The following is a 21,374-nucleotide window of genomic DNA, read 5'->3' on the forward strand; positions in this document are numbered from 1 at the left end:
GGACATGGCATGCAGCAACTGAATCCTTCCGAGATCAGCGACATCATCAAGCAGCGTATCGAAAAGCTTGACGTCGCATCCGAAGCCCGTAATCAGGGCACCATCGTCAGCGTCTCCGACGGCATCGTGCAGATCCACGGCCTCGCAGACGTCATGTTCGGTGAGATGATTGAATTCCCGGGTGGCGTCTTTGGTATGGCGCTCAACCTTGAGCGTGATAGCGTCGGCGCTGTCGTCCTGGGCGACTACCTGCAACTCGAAGAAGGCATGACCGCGCAGTGCACCGGTCGCATTCTCGAAGTGCCGGTGGGTCCGGAAATGGTCGGCCGTGTGGTCGATGCTCTGGGTAACCCGATTGACGGCAAAGGCCCGATCGACGCCAAGCTGACTGACGCGGTCGAGAAGGTCGCTCCGGGCGTCATCGCCCGTGAGCCGGTCGACCAGCCGGTACAGACTGGTCTGAAGTCCATCGATGCCATGGTGCCGATCGGCCGTGGTCAGCGTGAGCTGATCATCGGTGACCGCCAGATCGGTAAGTCCGCCATCGCGATTGATGCCATCATCAATCAGAAGGGCAAGGGCATTACCTGCGTCTACGTCGCCGTCGGCCAGAAGCAGTCCACCATCGCCAACGTCGTGCGCAAGCTCGAAGAGCACGGCGCGATGGAACACACCATCATCGTCGCGGCTGGTGCCTCCGACCCGGCTGCCATGCTGTTCCTGGCACCGTACGCCGGTTGCACCATGGGCGAGTACTTCCGCGACCGCGGTGAAGACGCGATGATCGTCTATGACGATCTGACCAAGCAGGCATGGGCGTATCGTCAGATCTCCCTGCTGCTCAAGCGTCCGCCGGGCCGTGAAGCCTACCCGGGTGATGTCTTCTATCTCCACTCCCGTCTGCTTGAGCGTTCTGCACGTGTCAACGCCGATTATGTCGAGCAGTTCACCAAGGGTGAAGTGAAAGGCAAGACCGGCTCCCTGACCGCGCTGCCGATCATCGAGACCCAGGGTGGCGACGTCTCCGCGTTCGTTCCGACCAACGTGATCTCCATCACCGACGGTCAGATCTTCCTCGAGACCAGCCTGTTCAACTCCGGTATCCGTCCGTCCATCAACGCGGGTCTGTCTGTTTCCCGTGTCGGTGGTGCTGCTCAGACCAAGATCATCAAGAAGTTGGGTGGTGGTGTGCGTCTGGCACTGGCTCAGTACCGTGAACTGGCAGCCTTCTCGCAGTTCGCCTCCGATCTGGACGAAGCGACCCGCAAGCAGCTCGAGCACGGTCAGCGTGTCACCGAGCTCATGAAGCAGAAGCAGTACTCTCCGATGTCCGTGGCCGACATGGCGATCTCGCTGTTCGCGGCCAACGAAGGCTACCTGGACGACGTCGAAGTCGCCAAGGTGCTGGGCTTCGAGAAAGCGCTGCTTGACTACATGCGCTCCGAGCACGCGGATCTTCTGGACAAGATCAATCAGTCCGGCGGCTACGATGACGAGATCAAGAATGGTCTCAAGGCTGGCGTCGAGAAGTTCAAGGCGACCCAGAGCTGGTAAGTGACATGGCCCGGCCAGTCCGGGCCTTGTCGTTTCCCTTCGGGTGGCATGAATAAGGCAGATCGCTATGGCAGCTGCAAAAGAGATTCGCTCCCAGATCGGGAGCATCAAAAATACGCAAAAGATCACCAGCGCCATGGAAATGGTGGCTGCGTCGAAGATGCGTAAAGCGCAGGATCGCATGGCGGCCAGCCAGCCTTATGCCCATCAGATCCGCAAGGTTGTAGGACACATCGCCCGGGCCAACCCGGAATATCGCCATCCGTATCTGATGGAACGCGATGTGAAGCGTGTCGGTTATATCGTGGTCTCCAGTGATCGCGGCCTGTGTGGTGGCCTGAACGCCAATCTGTTCAAGGCTGTCACCAAGCATGCGAAGAGCTGGCGCGACCAGGGTGTCGAGGTGGACTTCTGTGCCCTCGGCTCCAAGGCCGGTACCTTCTTCCGCAACTACGGTGGCAACCTGCTTGCCGCCAAGTCCGGTCTCGGGGATTCCCCCGGTACCCAGGATCTGATCGGTAGCGTCAAGGCCATGCTGGACGCATTCGACGAGGGCAGCCTCGACCGTCTGTACGTGGTGTTCAACGAGTTCGTCAACACCATGACGCAGAAGCCGGTCGTGCGTCAGCTGCTTCCTCTCGAAGCTGATCAGAACGACGAAGAAACCGGTCCCACTACATGGGACTACCTGTATGAGCCGGATGCCGTCTCGTTGCTCGACAAGCTGCTCAAGCGCTATGTCGAGGCCCAGGTCTATCAGGCCGTGGTCGAGAACATCGCCTGCGAACAGGCAGCGCGAATGATCGCAATGAAGAGTGCGACCGATAACGCCGGCGACCTGATCGACGACCTCCAGCTGGTCTACAACAAGGCCCGCCAGGCAGCGATCACTCAGGAAATCTCCGAGATCGTATCCGGTGCCGCCGCCGTCTGATGACAGCGTGGCAACAGGCAAGCAGGTTTCAATCGCAGGTTTAAGAGGAACCAGGAATGAGCGGACGTATCGTACAAATCATCGGCGCGGTGATTGACGTCGAGTTTCCGCGGGACGCAGTGCCCAAGGTCTACGACGCCCTGAACGTCGCCGATAGCGAGACCGTACTCGAAGTCCAGCAGCAGCTGGGCGACGGCGTGGTCCGTACTATCGCAATGGGTTCGACCGAAGGCCTCAAGCGCAGTCTCGCAGTTGAGAGCACTGGTGCTCCGATCTCCGTGCCGGTCGGCACGGCGACTCTGGGTCGCATCATGAACGTGCTGGGTCAGCCGATCGATGAAGCGGGTGACGTGGGTGCGGATGAGCACATGCCGATCCACCGTGCAGCCCCGAGCTTCGCGGAACAGGCAGCATCAAACGAGCTGCTGGAAACCGGCATCAAGGTCATCGACCTGGTCTGCCCGTTCGCCAAGGGCGGCAAGGTCGGCCTGTTCGGCGGCGCCGGTGTCGGCAAGACCGTCAACATGATGGAGCTGATCCGTAACATCGCCACCGAGCACAGCGGTTACTCCGTGTTCGCGGGCGTGGGTGAGCGTACTCGTGAAGGTAACGATTTCTTCCACGAAATGAAGGAATCCAACGTTCTCGACAAGGTTGCCCTGGTCTACGGTCAGATGAACGAGCCGCCCGGCAACCGTCTGCGCGTGGCACTGACCGGCCTGACCATCGCCGAGAAGTTCCGTGACGAAGGTCGTGACGTTCTGCTGTTCGTCGACAACATCTATCGTTACACCCTAGCAGGGACCGAAGTGTCCGCACTGCTGGGTCGTATGCCGTCCGCGGTGGGTTATCAGCCGACACTGGCGGAAGAGATGGGCGTCCTGCAGGAGCGCATCACTTCTACCAAGACCGGCTCGATCACTTCCGTGCAGGCCGTCTACGTCCCCGCGGATGACTTGACCGACCCGTCTCCGGCGACCACCTTCTCGCACCTTGACGCGACTGTCGTACTGTCTCGTCAGATTGCCGAGCTGGGTATCTATCCGGCCGTTGACCCGCTCGACTCCACCTCTCGTCAGCTCGACCCGCTGGTCGTCGGCGAGGAGCACTACAACACTGCCCGTAACGTTCAGGGTGTGTTGCAGCGCTACAAGGAGCTGAAGGACATCATCGCCATCCTCGGGATGGACGAGCTGTCTGACGAAGACAAGCAGACCGTGGCACGTGCGCGCAAGATCCAGCGCTTCCTGTCACAGCCGTTCTTCGTGGCGGAAATCTTCACCGGCGCGCCGGGCAAGTACGTGTCCCTCAAGGACACCATCCGCGGCTTCCAGGGTATCCTGGACGGCGAATATGACGCACTGCCGGAGCAGGCGTTCTACATGGTCGGCACCATCGACGAAGCTGTCGAGAAAGCCAAGGGCATGTAATTTCCCTGTTCAGGCATGAGGAAACAGGTATGGCTATGAGCGTCCATTGCGACATCGTCAGCGCTGAGAAAGGCATCTTTTCCGGCCTGGTCGAGCGTCTCGTGGCTGCCGGCAGCGAAGGTGACCTCGGCATCATGCCGGGTCACGCACCGCTGCTGACCGAGCTGCAACCCGGCCCGATTCGCGTTCAGCGTCAGGGTGGGGCTGAGGAAATCTACTACGTCAGTGGTGGATTCCTCGAAGTGCAGCCGAACCTCGTTTCAGTCCTCGCCGACACCGCAGTACGTGCCGACGATCTGGATGAGGCGGCAGCCCAGGAAGCCAAGGAAGTGGCCTTGAAGGCCATGAACGATCAGGCTTCCGAACTGGAATACTCACGCGCCACGGCCGAACTGGCCGAGGCGATGGCCAAGCTGCGCACCGTGCAGCAGATGCGTCGTCACACGCGCTGAGATGCACTGGGCCATGACGGCCAGTGACAGGAAAGAGGCGACCTTCGGGTCGCCTTTTTTTATGCCCGAGAGGACTGATGCCTCTAGCCATCGAAGGTCGTTCCTGTGACGCCGGGGACTGACCGGGCTCATCAGGAAGGGTGTCGAGCCCATCGGAGAGATGGCTCAGGTGTCTTGCGGGCGACTGATGCTTTCGCGGGTCTGTTCTCGGCGACAGGGCCGTGGGTAAACCTCGTCACTGGCAGCTCAGGGTTCAGCTGCTATGATGGCGCCATTATTTTCAGGGGCTTCAGGTATGAAGACCCGCTTTCTACAGGAGTTCACCGATGAGCAGTGCAGAGCGTACCGACGTCGTCATTCTTGCCGCAGGCCAGGGCACCCGCATGCGTTCCAAATTGCCGAAGGTGCTGCACCCGTTGGCAGGCAAGGCGATGGTGCGTCATGTGGCTGACACCGCTGCAGGCCTGGACGGTGCGCATCTGAATGTCGTCATCGGTCATGGTGGTGAGCGTGTGCAGCAGCAGCTGGCCGACACCGGCGCGAGCTTTGCCGTTCAGGCAGAGCAGAAGGGCACCGGTCACGCCGTGGCCCAGTCACTGGAAGCCATCGGCGATGGCAAGGTGCTGATCCTGTATGGCGATGTGCCGCTGATTCGTCGCGAGACCCTCGAGGCGCTGCTGGCCGAAGTCAGTGAGCAGACTCTGGGCCTGCTGACGGTGATTCTGGAAGACCCGACAGGCTATGGCCGTATCGTGCGCGATAGCGAAGGTCGCGTCAGCGCCATCGTCGAGCACAAGGATGCCACGCCGGAGCAGCTGGCCATCCAGGAAGGCAACACCGGTATCCTCGCCACCACCGGTGCCCAGCTCAAGCGCTGGCTGCCGGCGCTGTCCGCCGACAACGCCCAGGGCGAGTACTACCTGACCGACATCATCGCCATGGCGGCCAGCGAAGGTGTCAACATCGCCACCGCCCAGCCGGCGGCGGTCGAGGAAGTGCAGGGCGTCAACAATCGTCTGCAGCTGGCCGATCTCGAGCGCGCCTTCCAGCGTCGTGAAGCCAACCGCCTGATGACCGAAGGTGCCAGCCTGGCGGACCCGGCGCGCATCGACGTGCGCGGCAAGCTGTCCATCGGTACCGATATCAGCATCGACGTCGGTTGTGTCTTCGAGGGCGAAGTGAGTCTCGGAGATGACGTGGTCATCGGCGCCCACTGCGTGATCCGCAATGCCACCATCGGTGCCGGCGCCAACATCGCGCCGCATAGCGTCATCGATGGTGCGGTACTGGAAGGTGACAACAATGTCGGGCCCTTCGCACGTCTGCGTCCTGGAACCGAACTGGCGCGCGGCGCGCGCATCGGCAACTTCGTCGAGACCAAGAATGCCCAGGTGGGCGTGAACGCCAAGATCAATCACCTGAGCTATGTCGGTGATGCCACCCTCGGCGAGGCGGTCAACGTCGGTGCCGGCACCATCACCTGCAATTATGACGGTGCCAACAAGTTCCGAACCGAAATTGGCGACAATGCCTTCATCGGCTCCAACTCCGCGCTGGTGGCGCCGCTCAAGATCGGCGCGGGTGCCACCGTGGGCGCTGGCTCGACCCTGAGCCGCGATGTCGCCGAAGGCGCGTTGAGCGTGGCGCGTGGCAAGCGTATCGACAAGCCGGAATGGCCGCGTCCGACCAAGAAGTGAACGGCAGCTTCAGTCGCGATGCTTGCTGGTGAGTGAAGGTGGGCATCAGAAACGGGGAGGCACCGACAGGTGTCTCCCCGTTTTGTCATCGCGGTCAGCTCTGTGGAACGGCGTGCAGGAATGAATCGTCTCATCCTGTCTCGTCTTTCACTTGATGTTTCGTTATGCCTCACTTATCTTTCGTTTCGAAACTTTATAGGGGGCCCTGATGTCCAAGCGTCTGACACCACAACGGCGTCACCAGATCCTCGAACAACTGGGACGTGACGGTGAAGTCAGTGTCGAGGCACTGGCGCGGGAACTCGCCACTTCCGAGGTCACCATCCGCAAGGATCTGGCCTTTCTCGAGAAGAGCGGCCTGCTGCTCAGGCGCTACGGCGGCGCCGTGGCCATGCCGCGTGAACTGCTGGTGCATGACGAACCGGTCAGTGCCGCCAAGCAGGCCATTGCCCGCCTGGCAGCCAGCCGTATCGGCGCCCATCAGCGCATCATCATCGACAGCGGTACCACCACGGTGGTGCTGATCCCCGAGCTCAAGGGGCGTGATGACCTGATCGTGATGACCAACTCGCTGAGCGTGGCCAATGCCATTCGTGAGCTGGAAAACGAGCCGGTATTGCTGATGACCGGTGGTACCTGGGATCCGCACTCCGATTCCTTCCAGGGACAGGTGGCGGAGCAGGTGCTGCGCAGCTACGACTTCGACCAGGTCTTCCTCGGCGCGGATGGTCTGGACCTCGAACGCGGCACTACCACCTTCAATGAGCTGATCGGCCTGTCACGCGTGATGGCCGAGGTGTCGCGAGAAGTCGTGGTGATGGCGGAATCCCACAAGCTGGGCCGTCGCATTCCCAACCTGGAGCTGGCCTGGTCCAGCATCAGTACCCTGATAACCGATGACGCGTTGCCTGATGCTGCGCGTGACCAGATTCGCGCTCATGGAGTCGAGGTGTTGATCGCCCCGCTCGTGGCGCCAGCAACAGCATAAGGAGATTGCTCATGTGTGGCATCGTAGGCGCCGTCGCCAGTCGTAACGTCCAGAACATCCTGCTCGAGGGTCTGCACCGCCTCGAATACCGTGGCTATGACAGTGCCGGCATGGCCGTGCTGTCCGAAGAGGGCCGCTTGAATCGCGTGCGTGCGCTGGGCAAGGTCGCGGCGTTGCAGGAGCGTCTCGAAGAATCACCGCTCAAGGGACGCGTGGGTATCGCTCACACTCGCTGGGCCACGCATGGGGCGCCGAGTGAAGCCAATGCTCACCCGCACCAGTCCGGTGACAGCCTGGCCGTAGTCCACAACGGCATCATCGAGAATTACGAGACGCTCAAGCGCGAGCTGCAAGGTCAGGGGTATGTCTTCACCTCCGAGACCGACACCGAGGTGGTCGCCCACCTGCTGGCGCGTGAATACACCCTGAGCCAGGACCTGCTGACCGCCGTCCAGAAGGCCGTCGCCCTGCTGGATGGCGCCTTCGCGCTGGGCGTGGTGCATCGTGCCCAGCCGGACGTGCTAATCGGCGCGCGTCAGGGCAGCCCGCTGGTGATCGGTGTCGGGATCGACGAGCACTTCCTGGCCTCCGATCAGCTGGCGCTGCTGCAGGTCACCGATCGCTTCATCTATCTCAAGGAAGGCGATCTGGTGCGCATGACCGCCGAGCAGATCGAGATCTTCGAGCAGGGCGAGCGTCTGATCATCGAGGCCAACGAGCGCCCGGTCCAGACCTTCGAGCACGCGCAGGATGCCGCCTCCAAGGGCGACTATCGCCACTTCATGCTCAAGGAAATCCACGAGCAGTCCCGTGTGCTGGCTGCCACGCTGGAAGGTCGCCTGAACGGTGATCACGTGCTGGTGCGCAGCTTCGGCAGCGAGGCGGAAAACCTCTTCCGTCAGGTCAAGCAGGTGCAGATCGTCGCCTGTGGTACCAGCTACCACGCCGGCATGGTGGCGCGTTACTGGATCGAGCGTCTGGCCGGCATTCCGGCGGCGGTCGAGGTCGCCTCAGAGTTCCGCTACCGTCCGGTGGTGGTGGCCGATGGCACCCTGTTCGTCACCCTGTCCCAGTCCGGCGAGACCGCCGACACGCTGTCCGCACTGCGCTATGCCCAGTCGCTGGGCGGCTTCCTCGGCAGTCTGGCGATCTGCAACGTCCCGGGCAGCTCGCTGGTGCGTGAATCGGACCTCAGCCTGATGACCATGGCCGGACCGGAAATCGGCGTCGCCTCCACCAAGGCCTTCACCACCCAGCTGGTCGGCCTGATGCTGCTGACGCTGTCGCTGCGTCGCGTGCGGGGTGGCGATGAGGCCGGAGAAGCCGAGGTGGTGCGTGAACTGCGTCAGCTGCCGTCACTGGTCACCAAGGCATTGGCCATGGACAGCGAGATCGAGCGTCTCTCAGAGGCCTTCGCTGACAAGCACAACGCGCTGTTCCTCGGGCGTGGCACCCAGTTCCCCATCGCGCTGGAAGGCGCGCTCAAGCTCAAGGAAATCTCCTATATCCACGCCGAGGCCTATCCGGCGGGCGAGCTGAAGCACGGCCCGTTGGCGCTGGTGGATGCCGACATGCCGGTGGTCGCGGTGGCACCCAACGACGAGCTGCTCGAGAAGCTCAAGTCGAACCTGCAGGAAGTGCGTGCACGTGGCGGGGAGCTGTTCGTCTTCGCTGACGAGAACATCAGTCTCGAAGAGAGCGAAGGCGTGCGCGTGCTGCGCATGCCACATGTCAGCGAAGTGCTGGCACCGATTCTCTACACTCTGCCGCTGCAGCTGCTGTCCTACCATGTCGCCGTGCTCAAGGGCACCGATGTCGATCAGCCGCGTAACCTGGCCAAGAGCGTCACGGTCGAGTGATCCGCGATGCAAGACGGCTGCGTCATGTCTGGCGCAGCAGCAGATGAGCTCAGTCTCATCGTGCCAACGGCAGCCTCAGGGCTGCCGTTTTTGGTATCCTGTGCGCCTGCCTTCTTATCCCCTTACGTCCGCTGCGCGTTCATCGCCCGGCGCACGCACGTGACCTGCCATGACTGATCGCGACGCATCGCTTACCCGCCTCAACAAGTTCATCAGCGAAACGGGCTTCTGCTCGCGGCGCGAGGCGGATCGCCATATCGCCGAAGGGCGAGTGACCATCAATGGTGTCGTCCCCGAGATGGGCACCAAGGTCGCGCCAGGCGATGAGGTGCTGGTCAACGGCAAGCCGTTGAAGGCCAAGCAGGAAGCGGTCTATCTGGCCTTCAACAAGCCGGTGGGCATCACCTGTACCACCGAGCGCCACGTGGAAGGCAACATCATCGACTACATCGGCCATCCCAAGCGGATCTTCCCGATCGGTCGCCTCGACAAGCCCTCCGATGGCCTGATCTTTCTGACCAGTGACGGCGACATCGTCAACAAGATCCTGCGGGCCGGCAACGCCCACGAGAAGGAATATGTGGTGCGGGTCGACAAGCCGATCAACCCGGACTTTCTCAAGCGCATGGCAGCCGGCGTGCCGATTCTGGATACCATCACCCAGCCGTGCCGCATCGAGCAGATTTCCACCTATGTGTTCCGCATCATCCTGACGCAGGGGCTCAATCGCCAGATTCGCCGCATGTGCGAGGCGCTGGGCTATGAGGTCTTCAAGCTCAAGCGAGTGCGCATCATGAATGTCAGTCTGGAAGGACTGGGCATCGGTGAATGGCGCTATCTCACCCAGAAGGAGATGGACGACATCCATCGGATGATCGAAGGCTCCAGTGGTACCGAGGAGGCCTCACGACTGGCGGAGGCGCCGACGCCTTCCCAGCACGCGACTGCCGCGCGCCATCAGCGTGCCGCGCAGGATACGGATAGCGGCCGGCGTGGTGGTGCTCGGCGCGAGGACAGCAGCAAGCGCGCCATGGGCCAGCGCAGCTCGGATCAGCGCGGCTCAGGTCAGCCCAAGACAGGCCAACGCTCGGGTGCTCGCCAGGAAGGGGCGGGGCGGCGGGAGCGTACCGATGAGTCCAGATCCGCTCGTGGCAATCAGGAACGCAGCAGCGCCGGCAAGGGCGGCTCCCAGCCGGGCAGCAAGAACGCCAATGGCGCGGGCAAGCTCGCGAGCGGCCTCAAGCCACGCACGCGTGGCAAGGCCGGAGAGCGTCGCGATGAGCGCGATGCGGCGAGCAAGGGGGCTGGCGACAAGTCCTCTGGTAGCAAGTCTTCTGGTAACAAGACCTCTGGCAACACGACCTTTGGCAAGAAGAATCCTGGCGGCAGAAGTGCCGGGGGAAAGAGCCCGTCGTACAAGGGCGGCGGCGGCTCCAATGGCGGGCGTGGTCGCCGCTAGTGAGCTGCCTGCACCTGCTTGCCATCGTCTTGAGCGGTGGTGCTGGCATCTGATCCTTGAGGCGTGCGGCGGTGGTAGCGGCCCAGTACGAAAGACAGCGTGGCGAACGCCAGTGCCGAGCAGATGACCTGCGGCCAGGGATAGACCAGCGCGGCGAGCGCGATCAGCAGCAGATCGAAGGCGAAAGTCGTGCGGCCTGCATGGATGGCGAAGCGTCGCTCCAGATCCAGCGCGAGAATGTTGAGTCCGCCGAGGGAGGCGTTTTCGCGAAACAGCAGGGTGACCCCCAGCCCGATGAGCAGGCCTGCGGCAATCGCCACCACCGGCAGATTGACGTCGCCCAGCGGCAGACTGACCGCCAGTAGATCCGTCAGGATCGAGAGCAGACTGACGCATCCCAGGGTGCGCAGCGTGAAGTTGAGCCCCAGCTGCTTCCAGGCCAGCCCGTAGAAGGGCAGGTTGATCAGGAAGAACAGACTGCCGAAGCTCAAGCCCGTCAGGTCCGAGCCAAGCAGTGACATCCCGGCAGTACCACTGACCAGCAAGCCGCCGGCCTGCAGCAGGCGCACGCCGAGTGCCACCAGCAGACAGCCCTCGAAGAGCGTGATCAGGCTACGCAGCGTGATGGCATTGGCCGCACGGGAGCGGCTGTCGTTGGCACGCAGGATGAGTCGTTGGAAAGCAGTCATGACAGGCTCCGGGGTATGGGCAGTCAACAATGATGGCTTCCGACCTGCTTGTGGCGGGCAGAAAGCGATGTCGCGGCGAGGGGTGGTTCGCCTGTGACGGTTCATGCAGGATGCGGACCATAGCACGCCGTGATGACAGTTTTTATTGTGCTTACGTCGCTCTGGCAGACGATATTCTTCGGCTTGTTGGCTCTTTGACCCTTATATTCCTCTAGTTCTGGCCTCTTCATGCACCATTTTCATGCAGCCTCCGCACCGACTGAGACGAATGCTCCGCACGCTGCGGGCCATGACAGAGCTTGCGAGGCGGGGCATCTTCATCTCGGGCTCGCGATGTGGGCCAACGATGACTGGCGCGGTAGCCTGCTGCCGGGCAGTGGCCCGCGTGAGCATCTGGCGGATTACGCGCAGGTCTTCGACTGTGTCGAAGGCAATACCAGCTTCTATGCTCTGCCGCCGGAGAGCGCCGTGGCCAGCTGGGCCCGCCAGGCGCCCGAGCACTTCCGCTTCTGCTTCAAATTGCCGGGACGACTGACCCATGAGTTGAGGCTTCAGGGAATCGAGGAGGAGCTGGCGGAATTCCTGGCGCGGCTTGCGCCGCTTAAGTCGCGCATGGGGCCGATCATGATCCAGCTGCCACGCGACCTGGGGGAGGAGGTACTCCCGCGTCTTGCGCAATTCTTCGCGCATGTCGAGGGTTCAGGCCTTGATTGGGCCGTGGAGCCCCGTGCCCCGAGTTTCTTTGCCAAGGGCTCGGTGGAACGACAGTTGAATCGCTTGTTGATAAGTCACGGAGTCGATCGCGTGATGCTGGATGTCCGTCCACTCTTCAGTGGCCCTGATACCGCGCATCCAGGGCTTGCCGTGGCACGCTCGGAAAAGCCGCATCGCCCATTGCATGTGTTCTCCAGCGCACGCCAACCGCTGGTCCGCTTCATCGGGCATCATGACGACGCGACCAATCTGGCCTTCTTCCAGCCCTGGGTGGAACGCCTTTCCCTGTGGATAAGTCAGGGGAAAAGCCCTTTCCTGTTTGTGCATACTCCTGACAACAAGGCGGCTCCGGCCTTGGCGCGTCGTCTGGCCAATCAGGTGCTGGAGCGGCTTGATCGGCCATTGATCGGTGCCTTCCCCGGGGAAGGACAAGGACGTCTCTTCTAGCGCCACCCGCTGCCTGTCACGCTTCAGTGTCTTGCGGGACGGGGGAAGTGACCTGCCGGCCTCAGGCGCTGTTTTCTATCGTGAGGCGATGGTCTGAGGGTGGCTTGCTGGTAGATATCGGGTCAATCGAGTAACTTTACCTACCTATTGTCGTTACCACGGCGATATTTACCGGGGCGGGCAGCGTGTCCATTCCGGCGTGTCTATCGACACCAGTCTGTCTGTCATTCGGGCCTATCCGGCCATGATGACGGCCAGATGCACCACAGCAGTGATCCTGCGACGCCATCCTGTCGGCCACGGTTCATCCTTCCGTCTCGCCAGCATGATGCAACAAGCACAACAAGATGCCACAGGCCGCTACCCGTGGCTGGCATCATCGCGACGAATCAGGGACTCACATGTCATCCAAACCGCATTCCCACGCTCAGTGGTCTTCTCGCCTGGCCTTCACCCTGGCCGCCGTCGGTTCCTCCGTCGGACTGGGCAACATCTGGAAATTCCCGTACATGACCGGTGAGAGCGGCGGCGGTGCCTTCGTTCTTGTCTATCTGGTCTGCATTCTGTTGATCGGCCTGCCGATCCTGATGTCCGAGTGGCTGCTGGGCCGCCTGGGACAGAAGAACCCGATCTCGACCATGAGTCACATCAGTGCGCGCCTCAAGCGTAGCCCCGCCTGGGTGTTGATCGGGGTGGCCGGTGTGCTCGGCGCCTATCTGATCCTGTCCTTCTACAGTGTCATCGGTGGCTGGGCACTGGCCTTCATCGCCGACGCCGCCAGTGGCAGCTTCGAAAGCCTGACCTCTGACACGGCAGGCAGTCTGTTCGGTGGTCTGCTGGGCGACCCGACCACCCTGCTGGCCTGGCACAGTGCCTTCATGCTGATGGTGATCCTGGTCGTGGCCGGGGGCGTTGCGGGTGGTCTGGAGCGCGCCGCCAAGATCCTGATGCCGCTGCTGGCGGTCATGCTGGTCATGCTGGTCGGGTATGCGGCGACCACTGATGGCTTCGCCGAAGCGGCTGCCTGGCTGCTGACACCGGACTTCTCCAAGCTCGACAAGGATGGCGTGCTGGCGGCGATGGGGCATGCCTTCTTCACCCTGTCACTGGGCATGGGCATCATGATGGCCTACGGCTCCTATCTCTCCGATGACGTCAACATCGGGCGTACCGCGCTGATCGTGGTGGTGCTGGATACCGTCATCGCTCTGCTGGCGGGGCTGGCCATCTTCCCGGTGGTGTTCTCCAATGGTCTCGACGCCGCTGCGGGCCCGGGCCTGATCTTCCAGACCCTGCCGCTGGCCTTCGGCCATATGCCGGGCGGTGAAGTGTTCGGCGTGGTGTTCTTCGTGCTGCTGGTCTTCGCGGCCTGGACCTCAGGCATCTCGCTGCTGGAACCCATCGTCGAATGGCTGGAAGAGAAGACGCCGATGTCACGCGTGGCCTCTGCCTGGGTGGCGGGGATCGCGACCTGGCTGCTGGGGATCGCCACCATCCTGTCCTTCAATCTGTGGAGTGATGTGGCGCCGCTGGGCATGTTCGCCAAGTTCGAGGGCATGACCATCTTCGACCTGCTTGATTACGCGACCAGCAAGCTGATGCTGCCGCTGACCGGCCTGGCGACCATCGTCTTCGTCGGCTGGTTCATGGGGCGTGATGAAGTGCGCAGTCAGCTCAACATGAGCGACTCGGCCTTCAAGCTGTGGAGCTTCGTGGCGCGCTTCATCGCCCCGATCGGCGTGGTGGTGGTCTTCGCCTCCAGCCTGTAATCCCGGCCCCACTCTTCAGGCTGTCCTGATGTTCTGTCAGCACGGATCTGACGGCATTGAAGAACGACAAGAGGCTCGCCTATCCGGCGAGCCTCTTGCGTTTCTGGCCGAGATGGCCCGTGCACGACACCCAGGCGGCGACTCGATGCTCAGTGTGGGAGATGGCGGGCGTCACGTTCATGTCAGTGTGTACTTGCACCCTGTTGGTGCATCGTCCTGGGCGATGACATGACAATGAGGCAGAGAATGTCGGTGCAGATGAAGGACGATCGAGAGTGACACCGTGGCGAGCGCGCGGCAGAAGGCAGAGTCGTTGCAGAGGGAAATGAAGGCTGAGGGCCCGAAGGCAGAAGAAAATGTCGCGAGGGGGGCTGACCATGCTCATCAGAGATGGCGGCAAGGAAGACAGAAGCCCTCGTCCCTGAGCTGGCAGGGAGACGGGGGACTGCTCGGCGGGGAGACGTATCGCTCCCCGCCCGAGAATCAGTGGGTATCGATATCGCTTTCCGTTTCCAGCACTTCGATGTCGCTTAAATCCTCGCTCAGGCGCTTGATTTCGTTGTGCATTTCGATTCCGCGTCTGGCGCGGAGGTGGCGGACTGCGCTTTGTTTCTTGCGGGCCTGATGTTCGTCGGCACCGAGGGTCATGAAAATATCGAGAAGCTCGTTCTTGAGCGTATCTACCTGCTCTGAATTACGCATGATTCGACCTCCATGGCATCCAAAGGATGTGGGCTTTCACTGGCGCCACACCGTTTTACTATAGCTCACTTGACAAAATTGTGACCATAGACCGCCTGTGATGGCGACACCCCCCGGGGGATGTCGTAAGCTCAGGCATGCCCATGAAGTCTGCAAGGAGTGTGCCGTGAGTCATGCCATCTTCGACGACCTGAGGAGCCGGATGGAGAATTTCCGCCGCTCTGAACAGAAGGTTGCCCGTTACGTCCTCCGCCATCCGGAGGAGGTGATTCACATGCGGATCGTCGATCTGGCCAGTGAATCCTCGGTCAGTGAACCGACGGTAGTGCGCTTCTGTCGTGCGATGGGCTTTGCCGGCTTCCAGGACTTCAAGCTCCAGCTGGCGCAACGCCTGGCCACGGGCACCCAGTTCGCCCAGTTCTCGATGAATGACTCCGACAGCGTGGCGGAGTTCTCTCACTCGCTGTTCGATTCCACCATCGGCACGCTGCTGTCAGTGCGTGACCGTCTGGATGCCGAAGCCGTCGCACGCGCCATCCACTCGCTGGCCTCCGCCAGCCGGGTCGAGTTCTACGGCTATGGCGCCTCGGGTGCCGTGGCCCACGATGCCCAGCACAAGTTCTTTCGTCTGCAGATCTCCACTGCCGCCTACACCGACCCGCACATGCAGAACATGTCAGCGGTGACGCTGGGGCCGCGCGACGTGGTGGTCGCCATCTCCCAGACCGGACGCACCAAGGCGCTGATCGCCAGCGTGCGTCTGGCACGGGATGCCGGCGCGACCGTCATCGGCCTGTGTCCCAGCGGCTCGCCGCTGGCGGATGAAGTCACGCTGCCGCTGCACATCGATGTGCATGAAGACACCGAGATCTATACGCCGATGAGCTCACGCATCGCGCATCTGGTGATCGTCGATACGCTGGCGGTGGGGGTCGCCAAGGCACGTGGTCCCAAGCTCAAGGAGCAGCTGGAAGCGGTCAAGAAGAGCCTTGCCACCCTGCGCATCGATGATCACGACTTCGATACGCACTGAGTGCCGTACAAGCGTCACCTGTCAGGGATGACGCGTGCAGGGAAGAGCAGGGCAGGCCGCTGTGATAAGGTGGATGCCTGAACAGGGGCAGCCCCCGACCCGCTGCCCCGCCCCTCGACTTCTCTGCCCTGTGGTGAGCCCTGCATGTCCGAATCGCCCCTCCTCGATCACCTCAACACGCATCAGCGTGAGGCCGTGTCCGCGCCGCCGGGCAACATGCTGGTACTGGCGGGCGCCGGCTCCGGCAAGACCCGCGTGCTGGTCCATCGCATCGCCTGGTTGATGGACCGATACCAGTTCTCGCCCTATGCCATCCTGTCGGTGACCTTCACCAACAAGGCCTCCCGCGAGATGCGCACGCGTCTCGAGGCGATCAATGGCAGCAGTCTGCGCCACATGTGGGTCGGCACCTTCCACTCCATCAGTCACCGTCTGCTGCGCACCCACTGGCAGGAGGCGCGTCTGCCCGAGCACTTCCAGATCATCGACAGCGATGACCAGCTGCGCATGGTCAAGCGACTGCTCAAGGAGCACAACGTCGATGACGAGCGCTGGCCGCCCAAGCAGGTCCAGTACTTCATCGCCGGCTGCAAGGAAGAGGGGCTGCGGGCCCATCAGGTCCAGACCCACGGCGACGCCTACATGGGCAAGATGGTCGAGATGTACGAGCTCTATCAGCTGGCTTGCGAGCGTGGCGGGCTGGTGGATTTCGGTGAGCTGCTGTTGCGCTCGCTGGAGCTGCTGCGTGACACGCCGCACCTGCTGGCGCATTACCGCGAGCGCTTCGCCCACCTGCTGGTCGACGAGTTCCAGGATACCAACACCCTGCAGTACGCCTGGCTGAAGCTGCTGGCCGGTGATCGCGAATGCATGACCGTGGTCGGCGATGATGACCAGTCCATCTACGGCTGGCGTGGCGCACGGGTCGAGAACATCCAGCGCTTCACCGAGGAATTCGCCAATACCCGTGTGGTGCGTCTGGAGCAGAACTACCGCTCCTCCAGCGCCATCCTGGAGGCTGCCAACGCCCTGATCAGCCACAACGGCGGGCGCATGGGCAAGGAGCTGTGGACCGACAGCGGCCGTGGCGAGCGGATTCGGGTCTATGCCGGCTTCAACGACATCGACGAATCGCGCTACATCGCCGATACCATCCGCGAACTGGTCAATGAGCATGGTTACAGTCGCGACGAGATCGCGATCCTGTATCGCTCCAACGCCCAGTCACGCGTGCTGGAGGAGACGCTGATCCGCCAGGGCATGCCGTATCGCATCTACGGGGGGCAGCGTTTCTACGAGCGTCTCGAGATCAAGAACGCGCTCGCCTACCTGCGCCTGATGAACAACCGCGAGGACGATGCCGCCCTGGAGCGCGTGATCAACGTGCCGGCGCGTGGCATCGGCATGCGCACCGTCGAGCAGCTGCGCGAGCGTGCGCGCTACGGCAACCTGACCATGTGGCAGGCGATGAGCGATGCGGTTTCCGACGGTGCCCTCAAGGGGCGCGCCGCCACCGCCGTGCGTGCCTTCGCCGACATCATCGATGGCCTCGACAACGACACCGCCGGCATGGCGCTGCATGAGCTGGTCGAGCACGTCATCCACGTCTCCGGCCTGCGCGAGCATCACGCCGCCGAGAAGGGCGAGAAGGGCCAGGCGCGCCTCGAGAACCTTGCCGAGCTGGTCAACGCCTGTCGCGCCTTCAGTCAGGGCGAGCGCATGGACCCGGAAGCCCCCAGCGAAGGGGCCGAGGCGCTGGAGCCCTTCCTCGCCGAAGCCGCGCTGGATGCCGGCGATCATGAAGCCGCCGAAGGCGAGGAATGCGTACAGATGATGACGCTGCACTCCGCCAAGGGGCTCGAATTCCCGGTGGTGTTCGTCGCCGGGGTCGAGGAAGGGCTGTTCCCGCACAAGATGTCACTGGAGGAGCCGGGGCGCCTCGAGGAAGAGCGTCGCCTGTGCTACGTCGGTGTCACCCGCGCCATGCAGCGCCTCTACCTGACCTACGCCGAGCTGCGGCGCATGCACGGCAAGGAGACCTTCCAGCGACCGTCGCGCTTCCTGCGTGAGCTGCCGGAAGAGCTGCTGGAGGAAGTGCGCCTGCGTGGCCAGGTCTCGCGTCCGGTCTCGACCCAGCGTGCCACGCCGAATCGTCGCCCCTCCGGGCCGCGTCAGGAGAGTGTCGAGGCCAATGGCGACATGCCGGCGCTGTCGCTCGGCAGCCTGGTGCGTCATCCGCTGTTCGGCGAGGGCGTGGTCATCAACGCCGAAGGCCAGGGCGAGCGCGCGCGTGTCCAGATCAGCTTCGAGGGCGAAGGCGACAAGTGGCTGGTGCTGGGCTTCGCCAAGCTGGAAGTACTCAGCTGATCCTGCATTGAAGGCAGACGCAGGCATGAGGCGCTGACAGCAGGCGCTGGCGAGAAGTGAAAAGCGGTGCAGGGGGCGCGGTATTCGTGCGCCATTACGGCCTTGGTGCAGTTGTGGGCCATCCATGGGTCGCGGCATAGTGGCAGATAATCTGCTGTCTTGATGCCGCGTCATGCATTGCCCACAACTCGAACAAGGAACGCCCCATGCAACGCCGCCGTTTTCTCTCTGCTCTGGGGGCCGGTGCTGCCGGTCTCGCCGCTGCACCTTTCGTCTCCACGGCCAATGCCGCCGAGGAGGAAACCATCCACTGGAAGATGGTGACCTCCTGGCCTAAGAACTTCCCGGCACTGGGCACCGGTGCCAATGAGTTCGCCAGTCTGATCGGGAAGCTTTCCGGTGGTCGTCTTCAGGTCAAGGTCTATGGGGCCGGTGAGATGGTGCCGGCACTGGAAGTCTTCGACGCCGTGTCTTCCGGGACTGCCCAGATGGGCCACTCGGCGTCCTATTACTGGAAGGGCAAGGTGCCTGCCGCCCAGTTCTTCACCGCCGTGCCCTTCGGCATGAATACCACCGAGACCAACGCCTGGCTGTATCACGGCGATGGCATGAAACTGTGGGACGAGATCTACGCGCGACACAACCTCAAGCCGCTGGCGGTGGGCAACACCGGCACCCAGATGGCCGGCTGGTTCAACAAGGAAGTGAACAGTCTCTCGGACATGAAGGGCCTGAAGATCCGCCTGCCGGGGCTCGCGGGTGAAGTGATGAACCGCATCGGTGCCAGTGCGGTGAATCTGCCGGGCAGCGAGATCTTCACTGCGATGGAGACCGGTGTGATCGACGCCACCGACTGGGTCGGTCCCTACAATGATCTGGCCTTCGGTCTGCATCAGGTGGCCAAGTATTACTACTCCCCGGCCTGGAACGAGCCCTCCGCCATTCTCGAAGGCACCGTCAATCTCGAGGCCTGGCAGGCGTTGCCGGAAGACCTCCAGCAGGTGGTGATCCAGGCAGCCAGGATTGCCAATCATGCGATGGTGGATGAATTCGCGCTGCGCAATGCCACCGCCCTGACCTCGCTGGTAGAGGAGCATGGCGTTGAGCTGCGCGAATTTCCGCAGGATGTCTACGCGGCGCTGTTCAAGGCGTCCAACGAGGTGCTGGACGAGTTCATCGCCAAGGATGAGGACGCCAGGCGTGTCTACGAGTCCTACCGCGCCTTCCAGCAGCAGGTCGCCCCCTGGACGCGCATCGGTGAACAGGGCTTCCTTGATGCGCGTGCCCGGGTGCTGGGCGAGAGCTGAGGTGACCGCCCGCCGCCGTGTGTGGGGGCATCGCGACTCGCTCGTCAGGCGGGCTCTGGTGGGAAATGAAGAAGCCGCCCCTCGGGGCGGCTTCTTCATGAATGGCGGTGTCCATCACGTCAGACACTTTCCTCGTCGTTGCCCTGTTCCGGCACCGCGCGGATTCGGCCATTGTCGTCCAGGGCCACCATCACGTAGTTGGCCTCGGTCACCTTGGTCAGCGCACGATGGTTGCGCTCCTGAGGCGGCCGAATCCAGACCTCGACCGTGAGCCGTACCGAGCTGCGTCCGACTTCCGTGACGTGCGTGAAGATATTGACCACCGAGCCGACGCGCACCGGTGAGAGAAAGTCGAGGCCCTCCACGGCGACAGTGGCAGTCCGTCCGTTGGCCACACGGCCGGCGGCCAGCTCGCAGGCCTCATCCATGCGATGCATCAACCAGCCACCGCTGATATCGCCATAAAGATTGGTATCGTGACGCTGAGCGATCAGCTTGAGCGTCAGCGTGCCGTTCGGCACCGGGGCATCATCCAGGGCTTGCATGTCGTCACTCGCTGTCTTGTTGTTATGTCTTCAGGGTGCACTGGCGTCGGCGGTTTGCCCAGTGGCGTCGATGGTTTGCCTAGTGGCGATGGAAGGAGAGCCCGAGCGGGCAGTGGCTCACGAAAGGCATCTCATGTCCGGTATCCTACTCTGCCAGTGGAAGGGATGTCCTCTCTCGCCAGGCGTTGCAGCGGGAATTTTCTTGCATTGCAGCATGTTGGTCTCGTGCCTCAACGTTGCAATGAAGGATACTCGGCGCAGCAATGCCGCTGGTGAGACAGCCTCACGCAGGGAAGTGGTATTGAAGGAGTGGCAGGGGTTGAAGGAACAACGCGATAGTCATCACCGCCAATGAGCGCATCATTCATCTTTCAGGCCTGAAATCGTCATGTTCTTCATCGCATCCTTGCGTCGTCCCCGTTGGCTCTCGAGTCGCCTTGCGTTGCTGGCCTGCCTGCTGATGCCGGTCATGCCCGCGTTTGCCGAGGTACCTGAATATCGCCCCGTGCCGGGGGTCGTCGGCAACCTGACGGCCGTGGGCTCCGATACCCTCTCGGTGCTGGTGACGCGGTGGGCGGCTCAGCTGCGTCGCTACCATCCAGGGGTGCGGGTCCAGTTGCAGGCAGCGGGGTCCTCGACGGCGCCGCCTGCCCTGATTGCCGGCACCACACGGGTGGGGCTGATGTCACGGCCGATGAGCGATCAGGAGCGCCAGGACTTCATCCGGGCATTCGGGTATCCGCCATTGGAAGTCCCCGTGGCGCTGGATGCCATGGGCATCCTCGTACATCGCCGCAATCCGCTGGAGTCGATCAGCATCGCGCAGCTCGATGCCATCTTCTCGGCCAGTCATGAGTGTGGCAGTCAGCGGGCCGATCGGTGGGGGCAACTGGGGCTGTCGGGAGACTGGGCTGAGCGTCAGATCAGCCGCTTCGGGCGCAGTGCCACCTCCGGGACCTACGGTGCCTTCCGGCGTGTCGCCCTGTGTGGCGGCGACTTCCGGCTGGACGTGAGCGAGCAACCGGGGTCGGCGTCGATCATCGGCGCCGTGGGCTCCTCGCCGGGCGGGATCGGCTACGCCAGCTTCAGCACTTCATCTCCCATGGTCAAACAGCTGTCGGTGAGTCGTGACGCCGGCAGCATGGCGATATTTCCGAGTCGGGCCAGTATCCGCGACGGGCGTTACCCGCTGACACGCGCCCTGTACATTTACGTCAATCGCGTGCCAGACAAGCCGCTGCCGTCATTGGAGCAGGCGTTCCTGTCGTTGATCATGTCGCGTCAGGGACAACAGGCCATCCTGCGGGAAGGCTATGTACCGTTACCGGACGATCAGCTGAACCAGTGGCGTGAACGTCTGGGGCTGGATGAGGGCGAGGGTCTCTGAGTACGCTTGTCATCTCGCTGTCATCTCATGGACATAATCTT

At 62.4% G+C, this 21,374-nt stretch carries 17 protein-coding genes; 14 read left to right on the top strand and 3 right to left on the bottom strand.

Annotated elements, in window-relative coordinates; all coding sequences use genetic code 11:
• Positions 1-9 precede the first annotated feature (9 nt).
• The 8 genes from atpA (at position 10) to rluF (ending at position 10,373) form a co-directional block, all read left to right on the top strand.
• Positions 10-1,554: a F0F1 ATP synthase subunit alpha gene (gene atpA, locus OW493_RS07965; protein WP_065392630.1), complete on the top strand. Its 1,545-nt coding sequence runs from the start codon at positions 10-12 to the stop codon at positions 1,552-1,554.
• Positions 1,555-1,621: 67 nt separating this feature from the next.
• Complete coding sequence (gene atpG / locus OW493_RS07970) at positions 1,622-2,488, top strand: F0F1 ATP synthase subunit gamma (RefSeq protein ID WP_065392631.1); 867 nt, start codon at positions 1,622-1,624, stop codon at positions 2,486-2,488.
• Between the two features lie 56 nt (positions 2,489-2,544).
• The gene (gene atpD / locus OW493_RS07975; protein ID WP_077379807.1) at positions 2,545-3,918 is read left to right on the top strand and encodes a F0F1 ATP synthase subunit beta; all 1,374 of its coding nucleotides are present in this window, start codon (positions 2,545-2,547) and stop codon (positions 3,916-3,918) included.
• 29 nt (positions 3,919-3,947) lie between these two features.
• A complete protein-coding gene (locus OW493_RS07980; protein ID WP_054556360.1) occupies positions 3,948-4,370 on the top strand; it encodes a F0F1 ATP synthase subunit epsilon in 423 nt (140 codons plus the stop codon).
• A gap of 326 nt (positions 4,371-4,696) precedes the next feature.
• Positions 4,697-6,067 (top strand): bifunctional UDP-N-acetylglucosamine diphosphorylase/glucosamine-1-phosphate N-acetyltransferase GlmU, encoded by a 1,371-nt coding sequence (gene glmU, locus OW493_RS07985; protein ID WP_077379809.1) that lies wholly within the window; start codon positions 4,697-4,699, stop codon positions 6,065-6,067.
• A 208-nt stretch (positions 6,068-6,275) separates the two neighbouring features.
• Positions 6,276-7,055, top strand: a complete 780-nt coding sequence (locus OW493_RS07990) for a DeoR family transcriptional regulator (RefSeq protein WP_077379812.1) — start codon at positions 6,276-6,278, stop codon at positions 7,053-7,055.
• Positions 7,056-7,066: 11 nt separating this feature from the next.
• Complete coding sequence (gene glmS / locus OW493_RS07995; protein WP_289863795.1) at positions 7,067-8,914, top strand: glutamine--fructose-6-phosphate transaminase (isomerizing); 1,848 nt, start codon at positions 7,067-7,069, stop codon at positions 8,912-8,914.
• Positions 8,915-9,083: 169 nt separating this feature from the next.
• Entirely contained in the window at positions 9,084-10,373 is a 1,290-nt protein-coding gene (gene rluF / locus OW493_RS08000) for a 23S rRNA pseudouridine(2604) synthase RluF (RefSeq protein WP_289863796.1), read from the top strand.
• Here the strand turns inward: rluF and OW493_RS08005 are convergent.
• Positions 10,370-11,062 (bottom strand): YitT family protein, encoded by a 693-nt coding sequence (locus OW493_RS08005; protein WP_084207705.1) that lies wholly within the window; start codon positions 11,060-11,062, stop codon positions 10,370-10,372. The genes rluF and OW493_RS08005 overlap by 4 nt on opposite strands.
• A 333-nt stretch (positions 11,063-11,395) precedes the next feature.
• Between OW493_RS08005 and OW493_RS08010 the strand changes: the two genes are divergently transcribed.
• Complete coding sequence (locus tag OW493_RS08010) at positions 11,396-12,223, top strand: DUF72 domain-containing protein (protein ID WP_289863797.1); 828 nt, start codon at positions 11,396-11,398, stop codon at positions 12,221-12,223.
• A gap of 401 nt (positions 12,224-12,624) precedes the next feature.
• Positions 12,625-13,992 (top strand): sodium-dependent transporter, encoded by a 1,368-nt coding sequence (locus OW493_RS08015; RefSeq protein ID WP_077379825.1) that lies wholly within the window; start codon positions 12,625-12,627, stop codon positions 13,990-13,992.
• 483 nt (positions 13,993-14,475) lie between these two features.
• Here the strand turns inward: OW493_RS08015 and OW493_RS08020 are convergent, their stop codons facing one another.
• Positions 14,476-14,694: a PA3496 family putative envelope integrity protein gene (locus tag OW493_RS08020; RefSeq protein ID WP_077379827.1), complete on the bottom strand. Its 219-nt coding sequence runs from the start codon at positions 14,692-14,694 to the stop codon at positions 14,476-14,478.
• A 166-nt stretch (positions 14,695-14,860) separates the two neighbouring features.
• Between OW493_RS08020 and hexR the strand changes: the two genes are divergently transcribed.
• The 3 genes from hexR (at position 14,861) to OW493_RS08035 (ending at position 19,401) form a co-directional block, all read left to right on the top strand.
• Entirely contained in the window at positions 14,861-15,727 is an 867-nt protein-coding gene (gene hexR, locus OW493_RS08025; protein ID WP_043331730.1) for a transcriptional regulator HexR, read from the top strand.
• A gap of 144 nt (positions 15,728-15,871) precedes the next feature.
• A complete protein-coding gene (gene uvrD, locus OW493_RS08030) occupies positions 15,872-18,094 on the top strand; it encodes a DNA helicase II (RefSeq protein WP_289863798.1) in 2,223 nt (740 codons plus the stop codon).
• Positions 18,095-18,300: 206 nt separating this feature from the next.
• Positions 18,301-19,401: a TRAP transporter substrate-binding protein gene (locus OW493_RS08035; RefSeq protein ID WP_077379831.1), complete on the top strand. Its 1,101-nt coding sequence runs from the start codon at positions 18,301-18,303 to the stop codon at positions 19,399-19,401.
• Between the two features lie 119 nt (positions 19,402-19,520).
• Here the strand turns inward: OW493_RS08035 and OW493_RS08040 are convergent, their stop codons facing one another.
• On the bottom strand, positions 19,521-19,946 hold the full coding sequence (locus tag OW493_RS08040) for an acyl-CoA thioesterase (protein WP_077379833.1): 426 nt from the start codon (positions 19,944-19,946) through the stop codon (positions 19,521-19,523).
• 388 nt (positions 19,947-20,334) lie between these two features.
• On the opposite strand from OW493_RS08040, the gene OW493_RS08045 reads away from it, so the two are divergent.
• Positions 20,335-21,333 carry a phosphate ABC transporter substrate-binding protein gene (locus OW493_RS08045; protein WP_136939514.1) on the top strand — a complete coding sequence of 333 codons (999 nt, stop codon included), beginning with the start codon at positions 20,335-20,337 and terminating at the stop codon, positions 21,331-21,333.
• Positions 21,334-21,374: the final 41 nt, after the last annotated feature.

It is taken from the genome of Cobetia sp. 14N.309.X.WAT.E.A4 (assembly GCF_030397495.1).
GTDB classification, from domain to species: Bacteria; Pseudomonadota; Gammaproteobacteria; order Pseudomonadales; family Halomonadaceae; genus Cobetia; species Cobetia marina.